Source organism: Streptomyces sp. BBFR25 (assembly GCF_044590125.1).
Taxonomy (GTDB): Bacteria; Actinomycetota; Actinomycetes; order Streptomycetales; family Streptomycetaceae; genus Streptomyces; species Streptomyces canus_D.
The window spans coordinates 893,399-908,800 of record NZ_CP172447.1 but is presented as its reverse complement, the minus strand read 5'-3'; the positions used below and the strand labels follow the sequence as shown (position 1 = coordinate 908,800).

Genomic DNA, 15,402 nt, shown 5'->3' with positions numbered 1-15,402 from the left:
CCGATCATGCCTTTACTGCCCATCCGTTTCTTCCCGCACACCAGCACGACCGGCGAACCGACGTGTCCGTGCTCACGTTTCACGCGCCCCGCAGGTCCCACACCCGGCGGATCTTGCCGAGCGAGCGCTCCAGGGTCTCCGGCTCGACGACCTCCACCTCCACGGTGACGCCCACCCCGTCCTTGACGCCCTGCCCGATCGCTCTCGCGGCGGCCTCGCGCTGGTCGGCACCGGCGTCGGGCCGGGCCTCCACGCGCACCGTCATGTGGTCCATGCGGCCGCGCTCGGTGAGCCGGAGCTGGAAGTGCGGGGCGAGGCCCGGCGTGCGCAGCACGATCTCCTCGACCTGGGTGGGGAAGACGTTCACCCCGCGCAGGATGATCATGTCGTCGCAGCGCCCGGTGACCTTCCGCATCCGGCGGAAGGCGGGACGTGCGGTGCCGGGCAGCAGGCGGGTCAGGTCGCGCGTGCGGTAGCGGATCACCGGGAGCGCCTCCTTGGTGAGGGAGGTGAAGACGATCTCGCCCTCCTCGCCCTCGGGCAGCACGGCGTCCGTGAGCGGGTCCACCACCTCGGGGTAGAAGTGGTCCTCCCAGATGTGCAGCCCGTCCTTGGTCTCGACGCACTCCTGCGCCACGCCGGGGCCGATCACCTCGGACAGGCCGTATATGTCCACGGCGTGGATGTCCATGCGCTCCTCGATCTCGCGCCGCATCTCCTCGGTCCACGGCTCGGCGCCGAAGATGCCGACCTGGAGGGAGCTGGTGCGCGGATCGACGCCCTGGCGCTCGAACTCGTCGAGCAGGGTGAGCATGTAGGACGGGGTGACCATGATGATCTCGGGCCGGAAGTCCTGGATGATCTGCACCTGGCGTGCCGTCATGCCGCCGGAGGCGGGGATCACCGTGCAGCCGGCGCGCTCGGCGCCGTAGTGCGCGCCGAGGCCACCGGTGAACAGGCCGTAGCCGTAGGAGATGTGCACCTTGTGACCGGGGCGGCCGCCCGCGGCGCGGATCGAACGGGCCACGACGTCCGCCCACATGGACAGGTCGTTGTCCGTGTACCCGACGACGGTGGCGCGGCCGGTGGTGCCGCTGGAGGCGTGCACGCGCCGCACGTCGGCCATCGGGACGGCGAACATGCCGAAGGGGTAGGTGTCCCGCAGGTCCGCCTTGGTGGTGAAGGGGAACCGGGACAGGTCCGCCAGGGTGCGGCAGTCGTCGGGCGTGACCCCGGCGGCGTCGAACTTCTTGCGGTACAGCTCGACGTTGTCGTAGGCGTGCCGCAGGGTCGCGCGCAGGCGGTCCAGCTGGAGTTCGCGAAGCTGCTGTCCGGACAGTCGCTCGGCGTCGTCCAGCAGGTCGTGGGGGAGGGGCTCGCCCGGTCGGGGGGCCGGGGCCGCCCCGGTCGTCGGCTCGCTGCTCATCGCGACTCCTTCGTCGTCGTGCCCGGCGTCTCGCGCGCCGTCTCGTCCCGCGCGCCGCGGCCGCGCCCGTCGTCCCGCACGCTGCGGCTGCGGCCGCGGAACTCCGCGATCACCTCGTCACCGCGCCGCACGCTCACGTCGTAGATCCCACTGCGTCCGTACCGGGCGCGCTCCTCGGCGAGGGCCACGAGCACGTCGCCCTCGCGGGCCGGGGCGACGAAGACGATGTCGGCGCCGGCCGCCACGGTCACCGGGCCGTGGCTGTTGCAGGCGCAGGCGAAGGCGGTGTCGGCCAGCAGGAACAGGAAGCCGCCGTGGGCGATCCGGTGGCCGTTCACCATCTCCGGGGTCACGGTCATGCGGACCACGGCTCTGCCCGCGCCGTGCTCCAGCAGCTCGATGCCGAGCCCCCTGGAGGCCTCGTCCGCGGAGAACATCGCCTCCGTGGGCGTCTGTTCAACGGCCTGCGACACCGTACCCACCACCCTGTCTCCCGACCGACCATTCGGTTAGCTCACGGCACGGCCAAGTAATCCAGCCACGCGGCGACGCTGTCAAGAGTGTGACCGGCGGCGGTCCGGCTCTTGCCCGGCGCACGGAAACACGTCACACTGGTACCGAACGAATGGTCGGTTGGGAAGCTGGTGACGATGACCACGACACACGCCGCCGAGGCGCCGCCCCCGGACGCGCCGGACGGGCTCCAGGAGCACTTCGACGCGACGATCGCGCGCGACCAGCGCGTCGAGCCGCGGGACTGGATGCCGGACGGCTACCGCAAGACGCTGATCCGGCAGATCGCCCAGCACGCGCACTCGGAGATCATCGGCATGCAGCCCGAGGGCGAGTGGATCACCCGGGCCCCGTCGCTGCGCCGCAAGGCGATCCTGTTCGCCAAGGTCCAGGACGAGGCCGGACACGGCCTCTACCTGTACTCGGCGGCCGAGACCCTCGGCGCGGACCGCGACGACCTCACCGAGCGACTGATCGAGGGCCGGCAGAAGTACTCGTCGATCTTCAACTACCCGACCCTCAGCTTCGCCGACGTCGGCGTGATCGGCTGGTTCGTGGACGGCGCCGCGATCTGCAACCAGGTGCCGCTGTGCCGCAGCTCCTACGGTCCCTACGCGCGCGCGATGGTGCGCATCTGCAAGGAGGAGTCCTTCCACCAGCGGCAGGGCTACGAGCTGCTGATGACCATGATGCGCGGCACCGACGCCCAGCGGGAGATGGTCCAGGACGCGGTGAACCGCTGGTGGTGGCCGTCCCTGATGATGTTCGGCCCGCCCGACGACGCCTCGCCCAACTCGGCCCGCTCGATGGCCTGGAAGATCAAGCGGCACAGCAACGACGAACTGCGCCGCCGCTTCGTCGACATGACCGTCCCGCAGGCCGTCAAGCTCGGCGTCACCCTGCCCGACCCGGAGCTGCGCTGGAACGAGGAGAGCGGGCACCACGACTTCGGCACCCCCGACTGGGACGAGCTGATGCGCGTCATCAAGGGCGACGGGCCCTGCAACGAACAGCGGATGGAGCGGCGGCGGACCGCCCACGAGGAGGGCGCCTGGGTGCGCGAGGCGGCCACCGCCCACGCCGCCAAGCAGGCCGCCCGCGCGGAGAGGGGAGCGGCGGCATGAGCACCGAGAATCCCGGCAAGCAGGGCTGGCCGCTGTACGAGGTGTTCGTGCGCGGCAAGCGCGGCCTCAACCACGTCCACGTCGGCTCGCTGCACGCCGCCGACGACACCATGGCCCTCACCCACGCCCGCGACCTCTACACCCGGCGCAACGAGGGCGTGAGCATCTGGGTGGTGCGCTCCGAGCACATCGCCGCCTCCACCCGCGACGAGAAGGACCCGTTCTTCGCCCCCAGCGCCGACAAGGTCTACCGCCACCCGACCTTCTACGACATCCCCGACGACGTCCCCCACATCTAGGAGCAGGGCATGAGCGACGACCACGTCTACCTCACCCTGGCCGAGGGGCACGAGGACGACACCCGCTGGGCCTACGGCACCGGCTTCGAGGACCCGCTGCACGGAGTGGACACCACCGTGCCCGAGGGCGTCGACGCCGCGGCGCTGGCCGCGGAGTGCGTGGCGCTCGCCGACGACGCCCTGGTCTCGGCGCAGCGGCTCGCCGAGTGGGTCACGCGCGCGCCGGAGCTGGAGGAGGAGGTGGCGCTGGCCAACATCGGGCTCGACCTCCTCGGCCAGGCCCGCCTGCTCTACTCCCGCGCCGGACAGGCCGACGGCACCGGCCGCGACGAGGACGCCTACGCCTACTTCCGGGACGCCGACGACTTCCGCAACGTCCGCCTGGCCGAACTCCCGGGCGGCGACTTCGCGTTCGCCGTGGTCCGGCTGCTGGTGCTCTCCAGCTGGCGCCTGGCCCACTTCCGGCGGCTCCAGGCCCACCCCGACCCGGTGCTGGCGGCGGTCGCCGCCAAGGGCGTCAAGGAGCTGACATACCACCGGCAGTACGCCGCCGAGTGGTGCGTGCGCCTGGGCGACGGCACGGACGAGTCGCACCGCAGGATGCGGGCCGCGCTGGACCGGATCGCCCCGTACCTCGGCGAGCTGCACACGGCCTACGACGTCCGGGACGAGGTCGCCGACGACCTGCGCCAGGTCACCGAGGCCGCCGGACTGACCCTGCCCGTCTACCGGCCGCCGGCCGGCTCCGGCCGCGCCGGCGAGCACACCGAACACCTGGCGCCGCTCCTGACCGAGCTGCAGGGCGTCGCCCGCGCCCACCCGGAGGCGACATGGTGACCGAAGGCCCCGCGCTCCTGGACGCCCGCCGCGCCCGGCAGGTCGCCGAGCAGGTGCCCGACCCCGAGCTGCCCATGCTGACCCTCGCCGACCTCGGCGTCCTGCGCGACGTCGAGGTGGCCGGGGACGGCACCGTGGTCGCCAGCCTGACCCCCACCTACTCGGGCTGCCCCGCCATGGCCGAGATGCGGGCGGACGTCGACGCGCGGCTGCGCGAGGCGGGGTACCCGCGGGTGGAGATCCGTACCGTCCTGGACCCGCCCTGGACCAGCGACTGGATCACCGAGCCGGGGCGCCGGAAGCTCGCCGAGCACGGCATCGCCCCACCGGGCGCCGCACCCCGCGGCCCGGTCTCCCTGGTGCTGTCGCCCACCCGGCCCGCGGTGCCCTGTCCCCGCTGCGGCTCGGCGGACACCGAGGAGACCTCCCGCTTCGCCGCCACGTCCTGCAAGGCCCTGTGGCGCTGCCGGGCCTGCCGCGAGCCGTTCGAGTACGTCAAGGAGATCTGATGGCCCCGACCGCCCCCGTCCCGGCGCCACCGGTGCGCACCCGCCGCCGGCCCGCCTTCCACCGTCTGCGCGTCGCCGCCGTCGAGCGGCTGTGCGCGGACGCGGTGGCGGTGAGCTTCGAGATCCCCGAGGAACTCGCCGGGGAGTTCGCCTTCGCGCCCGGTCAGTCGCTCACCCTGCGGCGCGAGGTGGACGGCCGGGACGAGCGCCGCTCGTACTCGATCTGCGCACCGGCCGGTGCGGCGCCGCGCATCGGCGTGCGGGTGGTGCCGGGCGGGCTGTTCTCGGCGTGGCTGGTCGACGAGGTGCGGCCGGGCGACACCGTCGAGGTGATGGCGCCCACCGGCCTCTTCACGCCCGACCTCTCCACCCCCGGCCACCACGTCCTGGTCGCGGCCGGTTCGGGCATCACGCCGATGGTGTCCATCGCCGAGTCGGTGCTCGCCGCCGACGACCGCTCCACCGTCACCCTCTTCTACGGCAACCGCCGCACCGACACGGTGATGTTCGCCGACGAGCTGGCCGACCTGAAGGACCTCCACCCGACCCGCTTCCACCTCGCCCACGTGCTCTCCCGCGAACCCCGCGAGGCCGAGGTGCTCTCCGGGCGCCTGGACGCCGAACGGCTCGCGGCGCTGATCGGCTCCCTGCTGGACGTGGAGAGCGCGGACCACTGGTGGCTGTGCGGACCGCAGGGCATGGTCGCCGACGCCCAGCAGGTCCTGTCCGGCCTGGGCGTCCCGGCCGAGCGTGTCCACCGGGAGCTGTTCTACGCCGACGACGAGCCCGTGCGGGAGGTACGCCACGAGGAGAGGGGCCCCGAGGGCCCCGTCAGCGAGGTCACCGTCACCCTGGACGGCCGCTCGACGACCGCCCCGCTCTCCCGGGACCGGTCCGTCCTCGACGGAGCCCAGCAGACCCGTCCCGACCTGCCCTTCGCCTGCAAGGGCGGGGTCTGCGGGACCTGCCGGGCCCTGGTCACCGACGGCAAGGTCGACATGCGCCGCAACTACGCGCTGGAGGCGGCGGAGGTCGACGCCGGCTACGTCCTGACCTGCCAGTCGTACCCGGTCTCCGAGAAGCTGACCGTGGACTACGACAGCTGACCGGGCGACGGCCCGCGCCCGCTCAGGCGGGGTTGTCGCCGTGGGTGAGGGTCTCCCAGGCGACGAACAGGTTGTTCGTGCCCAAGGGGCGGGTGCGCTCGGTGAGCGCCTCGGTGTTGTCCATGGCGAAGCCGAGGCGGTTGTGCAGGGCGTTGTAGCCGACCTCGGTCACCGGGCCCAGGCCGAGGTGGAGCGCGCCCCCGCACAGCCAGCCCGGGACGCCCGCGCCCTGCTGGTACTTGGCCTGGAAGCCGAGCGCGTGCCGCAGCCGCTCGCCGACGTCGGTGCCGTACAGGTCCTGCCCCTGGATCCGGCTCGTCTCGGCGACGTGCGAGATGGACGAGATGCCGTACCCGGTGTGGGTGAAGTCCCGGCAGGTCTCCTGGGTGAGGCCGGTGACGAAGGTGGACTGGCCCTGCCAGTACTTGACGATCTTGTCCCGGGTGTCGAGGTTCTGACTCGGCACCGTCTTCGGCAGGTCCCCGTCGGACTCCAGGTACACGTACGCGGCCGTGCGGGTGCGGAACCTGGCCATCGCCCGGTCGTAGGACGCCTTGTCCTCCAGGAAGACGGAGATGCCGACGGCGGCCTCCGTCATCGTCAGCTCCCAGTTGCCGTTGGAGTGCGAGCCGTTGATGACCTCGGGCAGGTAGACGTCGCGGAGCATGGTGGCGAAGCGGCCGGAGTTCGCCCATGTGCCGCCGTACGTGTACTTGATGATCTCGGCGGCCTTGGGCCAGGAGGAGCCCGCCCACCCGGTCTGCAGCGGGGCGTTGCTGTTGGTGTGGTCCCGGATCACGGCGGACCAGGCGTCCATCAGCTCGATGGACTTGCGGGCGTAGCGCTCGTCACGGGTGAAGTACCAGGCCAGCGCGTTGGTGTAGGCCGCGATGGCGTCCTCGCGCTCGTCGGTGCAGCCGTAATTGGGGTTGGAGTAGGAACCGCACTCGACCACCGCGCGGGGCTTCGGGGTGCGGTTCGGGTCCGCGTACCTGCTTGCCATCATCTGGTCGAAGGCGCCCTTCCAGGGCTGGGCCCCGGCGTCGACCTTCGCGCGGACGAAGTCGAGTTGCCCCCGGGAGACGGTGACTCCGGGGTGCGTGAACGCGGCCGGTGCGGCGTCCGCGCGGGGGGTGGCCGGGCCGGGACCGGCCAGCAGCGTGCCGACGAGCGCGGCGGTGACGGTCGCGAGGAGCGCGGCGCGGGATCTGCGGTGACGGCGCGTGGGAGCAGAGGACATGTGGGGGGTCCATCCGTTCGTGTATGTGAACGTTGAGTGGTGTTCTGAACGTTCGACTGGGCGGTGACGATAGGTAGAGACCAATGGGGCGTCAAGAGGCCACGCAGGAACGACTGGCGGGCCGGGAACGGCGGAGTCCGGCGAACACTATGAACGCAACGGCCGAAGGGGTGGCTCCGGCTGCGCGCGATTCCTAACATCCCGGCTCGCCGCGCAACTTCGCGCCGGCCCGCAGCACGTACAGGAGCCGTACCTTGACCACACCCCCCGCTACCGGGCACGACACCCGGCCCACCCGCCGCGGAAGCCGCCCGGCGGTGGTCGCCGCCGCGCTCGCCGCCCTCTTCCTCGGCACCCTCGGCAACGTCTCCGCCGCCCCCGCGCGGTCCGCGGAGCAGCCGGTGGCCGCCGACTGCCCGCCCGCCCTCGCCGAGAAGGCCACCTGCTACACCGGCCAGGACGCGAACGGCGCCCACTACGCGATGGCCGTGCCCCACCGCTGGAACGGGTCCCTCGTCGTGCACGCCCACGGCGGCCCCGACCTCGGCGACGCCTCGGACCCCGCCCGCAGCACGGAGGACCTGGAACGCTGGGCCGTGATGGTCGACCAGGGATACGCCTGGGCCGCCTCCTCCTACCGGCGCGGCGGCTACGGGGTCCGCATGGCGGCCGCCGACACCGAGAACGTGCGCCGCCTGTTCACCGAACGGTTCGGCCGCCCGGATCGCACCTACCTGCACGGCCAGTCCTGGGGCGGGAACGTCGCGGCCAAGGCCGCCGAGACCTACGGCCGCCGCCCCGGCGCCTACGACGGGGTGCTGCTGACCAACGGCGTGCTTGGCGGCGGTTCGCGCGGCTACGACTACCGGGTGGACCTGCGGGTGGTCTACCAGTACTACTGCCACAACCACCCGCGTCCGACCGAGCCGCGGTACCCGTTGTGGCAGGGCCTGCGCCCCGGCTCCACGATGACGACCGCGGGGCTGCGCGCCCGCCTCGAGGAGTGCACGGGCTACGGCTCGGACCCGGCCGACCGGACCGCGCTCCAGCAGCGCAACCTCGACGACATCCTCGCCGTCACGGGCATCCCCGAGCGCACCCTGGAATCACATCTGCGGTTCGCCACCTTCACCTTCCGGGACATCGTGACCCACCGGCTCGGCGGACGGAATCCCTGGAGCAACCGGGGGGTGCGCTACACGGGCTCGCACGACGACAAGGCGCTCAACGCGGGCGTCGAGCGCTTCTCGGCCGATCCCACCGCACGGCGCGACCTGTCCTGGGACAGCGACCTCACCGGCCGGGTCCCGCTCCCCGTCCTCACCCTGCACGCCATCGACGACCCGACGGCCTTCGTGGAGCACGAGGCGGCCTACCGCGCCACGCTCCGCGGCGCCGGCCGGGACCGGAACCTCGTCCAGACCTTCACCCGGGAACACGAGCACAGCGCGCTGAGCGACTCCGAGTACGCCAACTCCCTGGCCGCGCTGGACTCCTGGGTGCGCACCGGCCGCAAGCCGAGCCCGCGGTCGGTCGCCGCCTCCTGCGCCGCCTTCGACGCGAGGTACGGCAAGGGGTGCTTCTACGACCCGGACTTCCACCCGGCTCCGTACGCCGCACGGGTGCGGCCCCGGCCGGGCGGTCTGGCCTGGCCCGCCATGACGGCCGCGCAGGAGCGGGCGTGGAGCAGGATCGAGGGCGTGGGGATCGCGCCTTAGCGGCTCTCGCTCAGCACCGCCCGGATCACGTGGCGGGCGTTGCCGGCCATCGCGGGGTTGGTCTTCCGGTAGTACGGCAGGGCGATCAGGGCCTGGGACAGGGTGCGGCCCCGGCCGCGCCGCCAGGTCGCGTCGTCCACGCCGAGGGCCTCGCGGAAGACCTGCCGCGCGCCGGGCGGCAGCAGATTCCACGCCGGGAAGAGGTCGCAGGCCGGATCGCCCACCCCCATGCACCCGAAGTCGATCACCGCGGACAGCCTGCCGCCGCGCACCAGCAGGTTGCCCGGCATAAGGTCCGCGTGCAGCCAGCGGGGCGGCCCCTCGTGGGCCGGTGCGCCGAGCGCGTCCTGCCACACCCGTGCCAGCCGGTCGCAGTCGACGCCCTCCTCGGGCAGGGCGCGCAGCTCGTCGAGCGCGGCCCGCGTCGGCGCGTCCAGCGTGGCGAGCGGCCCGCCGCGGTACGCCTTCGGGGCGTCGGGCAGGGTGATGGCGCGCATCGCCGCCACGAAGGCGGCCAGGTCCTGCGCGAGCGGCACGGGCTCGGTGAGCGCTCCGGCCTCGGGGATCTCCCCGGGCAGCCACCGGTAGACCGACCACGGCCCCGGGTACCCCTCGGCCGGCACCCCTTCCCCCAGCACCTCGGGCACCGCCGTGGGAAGCAGGGGCGACAGCCGGGGCAGCCACGCCCGCTCCGTCGCCACGTCCGCCACGCCGCCCTCGATCAGCGGCAGCCGCACGACCATGTCCCCGCCCAGCCGGTACATGGCGTTGACCGTCCCGCCGGAGGGGAAGCGCTCGACGGGCAGCCCCGCCCACCGCGGGAACTGCCCGTCGATCAGGCGCCGTACCAGACGCTCGTCGACGCGGCGCGGGTCCGGATGCGTCTGCCCTGAACTCATGGCCCACATCCGACCCTTCGCCGCGGACGGCCGTCAAACCCCTTTCCCGGCCGACGGCGCTCGCGGGGCGCGGGATCAGACGCCGAACTCCGAGGGCGGGATGTTCAGCGCGGTGCACGCCTCGCGGATCGCGTACTGCTCGGCCTGCTCGAAGGTCCCGTCGGCCCCGGCGACGACCATGCCGGTCTGGACGACCGCACGGGCCTCCGCGGGCTTCTTGGCGGCCTTGGCGATCACCTGGAGGGCCTCGGCCCTGCCCTGCTCGAAGTTGGCGAGGAGCCGGTCCACGTGCTGGTTGAACCGCTGGCGGAGCTGGTCCGCCGGGAAGTTCTGCAGCACCTCGTTGGAGACGATCAGCTCCTCCACGCGCTGCCGCTCGGCCGGTTCCACCCGGCCGTCCGCGGCGGCGACCAGCGCACACATGGCCATGCTGGCGTCGCGGTAGGCGCCGCTCTTCAGCTCGTTCTTGGCCGAGGCGAGCTGGGACTTGAACATCCCGATCAGCTGGGCCTTGGAACCGCCGGAGGACGAGCCCGGCCTGCCGCCCCCGGCGGGTCCGTGCGATCCCTGGCCGGATCCGCTCGCTCCCCGAGTGCTGCCCTGGGACTGCTGGAAGGTCTTGGCCTGGTCCTTGATCTTGTCCCACATAGCCACTCGTGCCACCTCGGCTTCTGTTGCTGCGAATCGGTCTGTCCCCGGCCGCGGTCTCCCGCGGTCACCACGATGAACGCACCCGGGGACCACAGGGTTCCCTAAGGGCAAAGAAAAGGCAAAGCGCCTGGTGGGGTCGTAGTACGCTGCGCCACCGGGACGTTCGGGGATCGGTCGGCTGCAGGGGGGCGCGCGGTGTGGTCGCGGGAGGTCGGCTGGTTCGTCGCGATCGGCGTCGCGTCGACCGCGGGGCAGGCGCTGCTCTACTGGGGACTGCGCCCCTGGTCGCCCCCGGCCGTCGCCAACCTGGTCTCCCTCCTCGTGCTGACGGTGCTGAACACCGAGGCGAACCGGCGGCTGACGTTCCGGCACGCCGCCACGAAACCGGCCCGCGCCCACCTCGGAGCGGGCGGCCTCTTCCTGCTCGGCTACCTGGTCACCTCCGGTGCCGTGCTGTGGTTCACGCACCGGCGGCCCGACGCCTCGCCCGCCGCCGAGACCGCGGTCCTCGCCGTCACGTCCGTCGCCGTCACCGTCGTACGCTTCGTCGTCCTGCGCCTGGCCGTCTTCCGCCCCGACCGCCGACGCGCCTGATCCACGCCGCGCGATCCGCTGAGCTGTTCGGTCACCCCGGGGTTCCCCAGTCACCGAAAAGTGCGTTCTTCCATGTCGGCGGCCACTCTCCTACGGTTCCCGAGTAACCACGAGAGAGCACATGGGCAAGGAGAACGAAGACATGGCCATCACCCTGGTGAACCCCGAAGGGCTGCCCGCGGTCGACGTCTACCGGCAGGTGTCGATCGCCTCCGGATCGAAGCTGGTCTTCGTGGCCGGGCAGGTCGCCTGGGACGCCGACGGCGCCACCGTCGGCCGAGGAGACCTGGCCGCGCAGGCCGAGCAGTGCTACCTCAACGTCGCCACCGCTCTGGCGGCGGCCGGTGCCTCCTTCGCGGACGTCGCCAAGCTGAACGTCCACGTCGTCGACTGGACGCCGGACAAGATGCCCCTCCTGCTGGAGGGCATCGAGCGGGCGGCCGCCCGGCTGGGGGTGACCCCGGCCGCGCCGGCCACCCTGCTGGGCGTCGCGGCACTGGATGTGCCCGAGCATCTGATCGAGGTCGAGGCCACCGCCGTCCTCGACTGACCGCTCCTAGCCGTGCACGGCCCGGTCGAGGAGGCTCTGCAGGTACAGGCCACGCCCGGCGTCGACCGGCGTCGGCGTACGGGTGCGGACGGCCGTTGCGAAGTCGTGGCGCAGGACGGGCCAGCACTCCTCGTGGTCGATGCCGGCCGTGTCGTAGACCAGCGGCTCGGCGGGACCGAAGAGTTCGACGCGGGTCAGCGCGCGGGGGACGGCCACGGAACCGGACAGCGAGGCCTGGCTCACGGCGCCGTTCTCGTGCTCGCAGGTCAGTTCCACCCAGCGGCGCGGATCGCCCGTGGCGCGGACGGCGGTGACCGGGCCGACCGCGGCGTCCAGCAGGTCGAGCAGATGGGGGCCGAGGTCGAGCAGGGCGCCGTGCTCCAGGCGCCAGCCGGTGGCGAACTCCCCCCCCAGGAAGGCGCCGTGGAGGTAGCAGGAGCGTGCCCCCACCGCCTCGAAGGAGCGGGCGGCTTCGAGGAAGGCCCGCGTGGCCGGGTGATAGCGCTTGGTCAGGACGAGCTGGGAGACGACCCCGGACTCGGCGACCGCGTCGGCCACCCGGCGGGCCGCGGCCAGATCGGGACCGAGCGGCTTCTCCAGCAGCAGGTCCTTGCCCCGCTTCGCCGCCAGCGGCGCCAGCTCGGCCTGGACCGCGGGCGGTACCGCGGGTGCGAGGGGCGGCCGCCGGTGGAGGTACCCGTGCTGTGGCGCAGCCATCCGGCGCGGTTGAGCAGGTCGAGGCGCTGTCCGACGGTGGAGCGGGACAGGCCGGTCGCCTGCTGGAGGTCGGCCCGCGTGTTGGCGCGGCCGCTGCGGATCAGGTGCAGCAGTTCGCCGGCGCTGGCCTGACTTGACGTCATCATGGAGTCCCCCACGGCTCAACTCTTGTCGGCGCCGCTGGTCAGCCCCTCGGTGAGCAGGCGTTCGGCGGCGAAGAACAGAAGTACCACGGGGATCGTGAGCACCACGGAACCGGCCATGAGGACGGTCTTGGGCACCTCGATGCCGTTGGAGAGCTGGGCCAGGCCCAGGGAGACGGTCCACTGGCCGGGGTCGGCGGCCAGGAAGAGCAGCGCGAAGAGGAACTCGTTCCAGGCGATCATGAAGACGTACAGGCCGGTCGCCATGAGGGAGGGCAGGGCCAGCGGCAGGATCACCTTGCGCATGGTCTGCAGGCGGGAACACCCGTCGAGCGCCGCCGCCTCCTCGATGGAGGCGGGGATGGTGACGAGGTAGTTCTTCAGCATGTAGATCGACACCGGCACCGTCTGCGCGACGTACACGATGGCGAGACCGGCCAGGCTGGAGGAGAGGCCGATCTTGGCGAAGATCACGAAGAGCGGCACGGCCAGCAGCGTCGCCGGGAACATGTAGACGGCCAGGAAGAGCGCGCTGACCTGACGGTGGCCGAAGAACTTCAGCCGGCTCACCGGGTAGGCGCCGGGCACGGCGGCCACCAGGGTCAGCACCACCGTGCCGAGGGAGACCAGCGCGGAGTTGAGCAGGAACTTCAGGAAGCCCTGGCCGCCGTCGTCGGTGGAGCGCAGCACGTCCCGGTAGGTGGAGAGGGTGAAGTCCTTGGCCGAGATCCACAGCGAGCCGGGGTCGAGCAGCAGCGCGTCGATGGGCTTCAGCGACAGCAGCACCATGTAGTAGAACGGCAGGAGGGTGATCACGGCGAGGAACGCGATGACGATCCAGCGCGCGACGCCGAAGAACCTCTCCTCGAACGGCTTGCGCAGGGCGAGCGCGGCGACCAGGCCGAGCACGACGGAGCCGAGCGTGGCGCCCGCCGTGTACAGCAGGGTGGTGCCGAGGCTGGACCAGAAACCGGCCGAGTCGAAGACCTGCGAGAAGTTGTCCAGGGACCAGTTGCCGAACAGGCCCATGCCCTGGATGTCGACGAGCCTGGCCTTCTGGAAGGCCAGCAGCACGGTCCACGCGATGGGCAGCACGACCACCACGAGGACGACGAGGAAGGTGGGGGAGACGAACGCGAGTCCCGCGCGGTTGGCGCGCCGGCTCGCGGTGAGCGGGCGGCGGCCCGGGGCGGGGGACCGGTCCTCGGACGGGTCCGTGGACCGGCGGCTGGTGTCCCGGCGCTGCGGTGCGCCGGCGGGGGCTGTGGGCATGAGAGACCTTCGTGATGTGCAGGCGGCGGGCGGCTACTGCAGGGACTTCTTGAGGGCGGCGACCTCTTCGTGACGATGCCGCTGTTGTCCGACAGGTACCGCGGGTCCTTCGCGCACTGCGGGCAGCTGGGCAGGGCGTCCTTGCGCAGTCCGGCGAGTTCGTCGAGCAGGAACGAGGACCAGATGACCATGGAGGACCGGCCCGCGAAGCAGGTGGCGCGGGTGGAGTCCATGGTCTGGGTGCCCGGGGCGCCGTAGCCGCGGGCCAGCTGGTCGTAGGTCCGGAAGGCCTCCTGGCAGCGCGGGGTTCGAGGGCGACCTCGTGCCGGTCGTCGACCAGTTGGCAGTCGTTGGCCAGGGCGAGGCTCTCGAAGCTCTGGGAGGTGAAGGCGTCGCTGGGGTCGGTGGCCGCCGAGATGCCGTCGTGGTCCTTGGTGGTGAGAGCCTTGGCGGCGGCCAGCGCCTTCGCGTACGTGTCGGGGGCGGGCAGGTCCTGCTGCCCGAACTGGTCCTTGCGGTAGACCAGCAGCTGGAGCCAGGCGTCGGAGGGCACACCGAGACTGGTGCCGCCGTCGGAGGTCAGCTCCAGCGCGTTGGCGTTGAAGGTGTCGCGCCCCAGCCCGTCGACGATCCGCTTCGGGATGTCGGTGTTCAGCAGGCCGTTGCTGTACATCTGCCAGACCTGGCCCATGGGGGCGGCGCCGATGACGTCGGGCAGGGTGCCCGAGGCCGCCGCCGACATGATGAGCTGCGGCATCTGCTTCTCGTCGACCCCGACGAGTTTCACCTTGACGCCGCTCTCCTTCTCGAACCCGTCGACCCCTTCAGCGGCGAGCAGCCCGGACGCATCGTCCACGAGACCCGGCACGGCGAACTCGCCCACTTCCGGCAGGTCCCGTACGGCCGGTACTACGGCGCCGTCGACGCCACCCCGCTCTTCCTCGTCCTGCTCCACGCCCACCACGAGACGACCGGCGACCGGGCCCTGGCACAACGCCTGGAACGGCACGCCCGCCGGGCCGTGGACTGGATGCTCACCGACGGCGGCCTGGAGAAGCACGGCTACCTCGTGTACGACCTGGACCCCGGCGGGCTGGTCAACCAGAACTGGAAGGACTCCGCCGGCGCCGTCTGCTTCCGCGACGGAACCCAGGCCGAGGGGCCCGTCGCGGTCTGCGAGGCACAGGGCCACGCCTACGACGCACTCCTGCGCACCGCCGAACTCGCCGAGCACGTCTGGCAGGACGAGCCCTACGCCCGTCGGCTCCGCGAGACCGCCGCCCGGCTGCGGGACCGCTTCACCGCGGACTTCTGGATGCCGGAGGCGGACTTCCCGGCACTCGCCTTGGACGGCGACGGCCGCCAGGTCGACGCGCTGGCCTCGGACGCCGGGCACCTGCTGTGGTCGGGCATCCTCGACCCGGAGCGCTCCCGCCGGGTGGGCCGGCGACTGCTGGAGCCGGACTTCTTCTCCGGCTGGGCGATCCGGACGCTCGCCGCCGGACAGCGGCCGTACCACCCGCTGTCCTACCACCGGGGCAGCGCGTGGCCGCACGACAACGCGGTCATCGTCCTGGGCCTGGCCCGCCAGGGACTCGCGGCGCAGGCGCGCACCGTCGCGGAGGGACTCGTCGCGGCGGCGGCCCACCACGGCCACCGGCTGCCCGAGGTGCTCGCCGGATACGACCGCGCGGCGACCGCGGCGCCGGTTCCCTACCCCCATTCCTGCTCACCGCAGGCCTGGGCCGCCGCCACCCCGCTGGCCCTGCGGACGGCGCTGGGGCCAGAAGCGCTCGGTCCCTGA

15 protein-coding genes and 3 pseudogenes are annotated in these 15,402 nt (G+C 72.3%); 9 read left to right on the top strand and 9 right to left on the bottom strand.

The annotated features are described in order from the left end of the window. Positions 1 to 79: 79 nt before the first annotated feature. The gene (gene paaK, locus ACGH52_RS03880) at positions 80 to 1,426 is read right to left on the bottom strand and encodes a phenylacetate--CoA ligase PaaK (protein ID WP_399937589.1); all 1,347 of its coding nucleotides are present in this window, start codon (positions 1,424 to 1,426) and stop codon (positions 80 to 82) included. Continuing rightward, positions 1,423 to 1,863 (bottom strand): hydroxyphenylacetyl-CoA thioesterase PaaI, encoded by a 441-nt coding sequence (gene paaI / locus ACGH52_RS03875; protein WP_399946625.1) that lies wholly within the window; start codon positions 1,861 to 1,863, stop codon positions 1,423 to 1,425. The genes paaK and paaI overlap by 4 nt, the downstream gene beginning before the upstream one ends. A 213-nt stretch (positions 1,864 to 2,076) precedes the next feature. Between paaI and paaA the strand changes: the two genes are divergently transcribed. The 5 genes from paaA to paaE are packed head-to-tail and all read left to right on the top strand — an operon-like array spanning position 2,077 to position 5,814. Next, positions 2,077 to 3,063: a 1,2-phenylacetyl-CoA epoxidase subunit PaaA gene (gene paaA, locus ACGH52_RS03870; RefSeq protein WP_076977837.1), complete on the top strand. Its 987-nt coding sequence runs from the start codon at positions 2,077 to 2,079 to the stop codon at positions 3,061 to 3,063. Beyond that, positions 3,060 to 3,362, top strand: coding sequence for a 1,2-phenylacetyl-CoA epoxidase subunit PaaB (gene paaB, locus ACGH52_RS03865; RefSeq protein ID WP_059298856.1), 303 nt, complete (start codon positions 3,060 to 3,062; stop codon positions 3,360 to 3,362). Before paaA ends, paaB begins: the two co-directional genes overlap by 4 nt. A 9-nt stretch (positions 3,363 to 3,371) precedes the next feature. After that, the gene (gene paaC, locus ACGH52_RS03860) at positions 3,372 to 4,199 is read left to right on the top strand and encodes a 1,2-phenylacetyl-CoA epoxidase subunit PaaC (protein WP_399937586.1); all 828 of its coding nucleotides are present in this window, start codon (positions 3,372 to 3,374) and stop codon (positions 4,197 to 4,199) included. Next, complete coding sequence (gene paaD, locus ACGH52_RS03855; protein WP_399937584.1) at positions 4,193 to 4,708, top strand: 1,2-phenylacetyl-CoA epoxidase subunit PaaD; 516 nt, start codon at positions 4,193 to 4,195, stop codon at positions 4,706 to 4,708. The genes paaC and paaD overlap by 7 nt, the downstream gene beginning before the upstream one ends. After that, the gene (gene paaE, locus ACGH52_RS03850) at positions 4,708 to 5,814 is read left to right on the top strand and encodes a 1,2-phenylacetyl-CoA epoxidase subunit PaaE (protein ID WP_121704453.1); all 1,107 of its coding nucleotides are present in this window, start codon (positions 4,708 to 4,710) and stop codon (positions 5,812 to 5,814) included. The genes paaD and paaE overlap by 1 nt, the downstream gene beginning before the upstream one ends. Positions 5,815 to 5,836: 22 nt before the next feature. On the opposite strand, the gene ACGH52_RS03845 is transcribed toward paaE, so the two are convergent. After that, on the bottom strand, positions 5,837 to 7,054 hold the full coding sequence (locus ACGH52_RS03845; protein WP_076977705.1) for an alginate lyase family protein: 1,218 nt from the start codon (positions 7,052 to 7,054) through the stop codon (positions 5,837 to 5,839). Between the two features lie 254 nt (positions 7,055 to 7,308). Between ACGH52_RS03845 and ACGH52_RS03840 the strand changes: the two genes are divergently transcribed. Then, a complete protein-coding gene (locus ACGH52_RS03840) occupies positions 7,309 to 8,772 on the top strand; it encodes an alpha/beta hydrolase family protein (RefSeq protein ID WP_399937580.1) in 1,464 nt (487 codons plus the stop codon). Here the strand turns inward: ACGH52_RS03840 and ACGH52_RS03835 are convergent. Continuing rightward, on the bottom strand, positions 8,769 to 9,671 hold the full coding sequence (locus ACGH52_RS03835; protein WP_399937577.1) for an aminoglycoside phosphotransferase family protein: 903 nt from the start codon (positions 9,669 to 9,671) through the stop codon (positions 8,769 to 8,771). The two genes, ACGH52_RS03840 and ACGH52_RS03835, sit on opposite strands and share 4 nt — an antisense overlap. Before the next feature lie 75 nt (positions 9,672 to 9,746). Next, on the bottom strand, positions 9,747 to 10,325 hold the full coding sequence (locus ACGH52_RS03830; protein ID WP_399937575.1) for a tellurite resistance TerB family protein: 579 nt from the start codon (positions 10,323 to 10,325) through the stop codon (positions 9,747 to 9,749). A gap of 192 nt (positions 10,326 to 10,517) precedes the next feature. On the opposite strand from ACGH52_RS03830, the gene ACGH52_RS03825 reads away from it, so the two are divergent. After that, entirely contained in the window at positions 10,518 to 10,916 is a 399-nt protein-coding gene (locus tag ACGH52_RS03825; RefSeq protein WP_121704449.1) for a GtrA family protein, read from the top strand. Positions 10,917 to 11,058: 142 nt separating this feature from the next. After that, positions 11,059 to 11,466 (top strand): RidA family protein, encoded by a 408-nt coding sequence (locus ACGH52_RS03820; protein ID WP_076977839.1) that lies wholly within the window; start codon positions 11,059 to 11,061, stop codon positions 11,464 to 11,466. Between the two features lie 6 nt (positions 11,467 to 11,472). On the opposite strand, the gene ACGH52_RS03815 is transcribed toward ACGH52_RS03820, so the two are convergent. From ACGH52_RS03815 to ACGH52_RS03800, 4 genes and pseudogenes are all read right to left on the bottom strand, one after another. Beyond that, entirely contained in the window at positions 11,473 to 12,183 is a 711-nt protein-coding gene (locus ACGH52_RS03815; RefSeq protein ID WP_399937573.1) for a Gfo/Idh/MocA family protein, read from the bottom strand. Next, positions 12,138 to 12,326 (bottom strand): annotated as a pseudogene (locus tag ACGH52_RS03810) (sugar kinase); the annotation flags it as partial. The gene ACGH52_RS03815 and the pseudogene ACGH52_RS03810, both read right to left, overlap by 46 nt. An 18-nt stretch (positions 12,327 to 12,344) precedes the next feature. Further along, positions 12,345 to 13,226, bottom strand: a complete 882-nt coding sequence (locus ACGH52_RS03805) for a carbohydrate ABC transporter permease (protein ID WP_399946622.1) — start codon at positions 13,224 to 13,226, stop codon at positions 12,345 to 12,347. Positions 13,227 to 13,651: 425 nt separating this feature from the next. After that, positions 13,652 to 14,418: pseudogene (locus tag ACGH52_RS03800) on the bottom strand (ABC transporter substrate-binding protein); the annotation flags it as partial. On the opposite strand from ACGH52_RS03800, the pseudogene ACGH52_RS03795 reads away from it, so the two are divergent. After that, positions 14,416 to 15,402: pseudogene (locus ACGH52_RS03795) on the top strand (amylo-alpha-1,6-glucosidase); the annotation flags it as partial. The pseudogenes ACGH52_RS03800 and ACGH52_RS03795 overlap by 3 nt on opposite strands.

Excerpts from the sequence above, each read along its gene's own strand:
- ACGH52_RS03845 (WP_076977705.1), bottom strand. The coding sequence starts at position 7,054 with ATGTCCTCTGCTCCCACGCGCCGTCACCGCAGATCCCGCGCCGCGCTC.
- paaB (WP_059298856.1), top strand. The coding sequence starts at position 3,060 with ATGAGCACCGAGAATCCCGGCAAGCAGGGCTGGCCGCTGTACGAGGTG.
- ACGH52_RS03815 (WP_399937573.1), bottom strand. The coding sequence starts at position 12,183 with ATGGCTGCGCCACAGCACGGGTACCTCCACCGGCGGCCGCCCCTCGCA.
- paaK (WP_399937589.1), bottom strand. The coding sequence starts at position 1,426 with ATGAGCAGCGAGCCGACGACCGGGGCGGCCCCGGCCCCCCGACCGGGC.
- ACGH52_RS03835 (WP_399937577.1), bottom strand. The coding sequence starts at position 9,671 with ATGAGTTCAGGGCAGACGCATCCGGACCCGCGCCGCGTCGACGAGCGT.
- paaC (WP_399937586.1), top strand. The coding sequence starts at position 3,372 with ATGAGCGACGACCACGTCTACCTCACCCTGGCCGAGGGGCACGAGGAC.
- paaA (WP_076977837.1), top strand. The coding sequence starts at position 2,077 with ATGACCACGACACACGCCGCCGAGGCGCCGCCCCCGGACGCGCCGGAC.
- paaD (WP_399937584.1), top strand. The coding sequence starts at position 4,193 with ATGGTGACCGAAGGCCCCGCGCTCCTGGACGCCCGCCGCGCCCGGCAG.
- paaE (WP_121704453.1), top strand. The coding sequence starts at position 4,708 with ATGGCCCCGACCGCCCCCGTCCCGGCGCCACCGGTGCGCACCCGCCGC.
- paaI (WP_399946625.1), bottom strand. The coding sequence starts at position 1,863 with ATGTTCTCCGCGGACGAGGCCTCCAGGGGGCTCGGCATCGAGCTGCTG.
- ACGH52_RS03820 (WP_076977839.1), top strand. The coding sequence starts at position 11,059 with ATGGCCATCACCCTGGTGAACCCCGAAGGGCTGCCCGCGGTCGACGTC.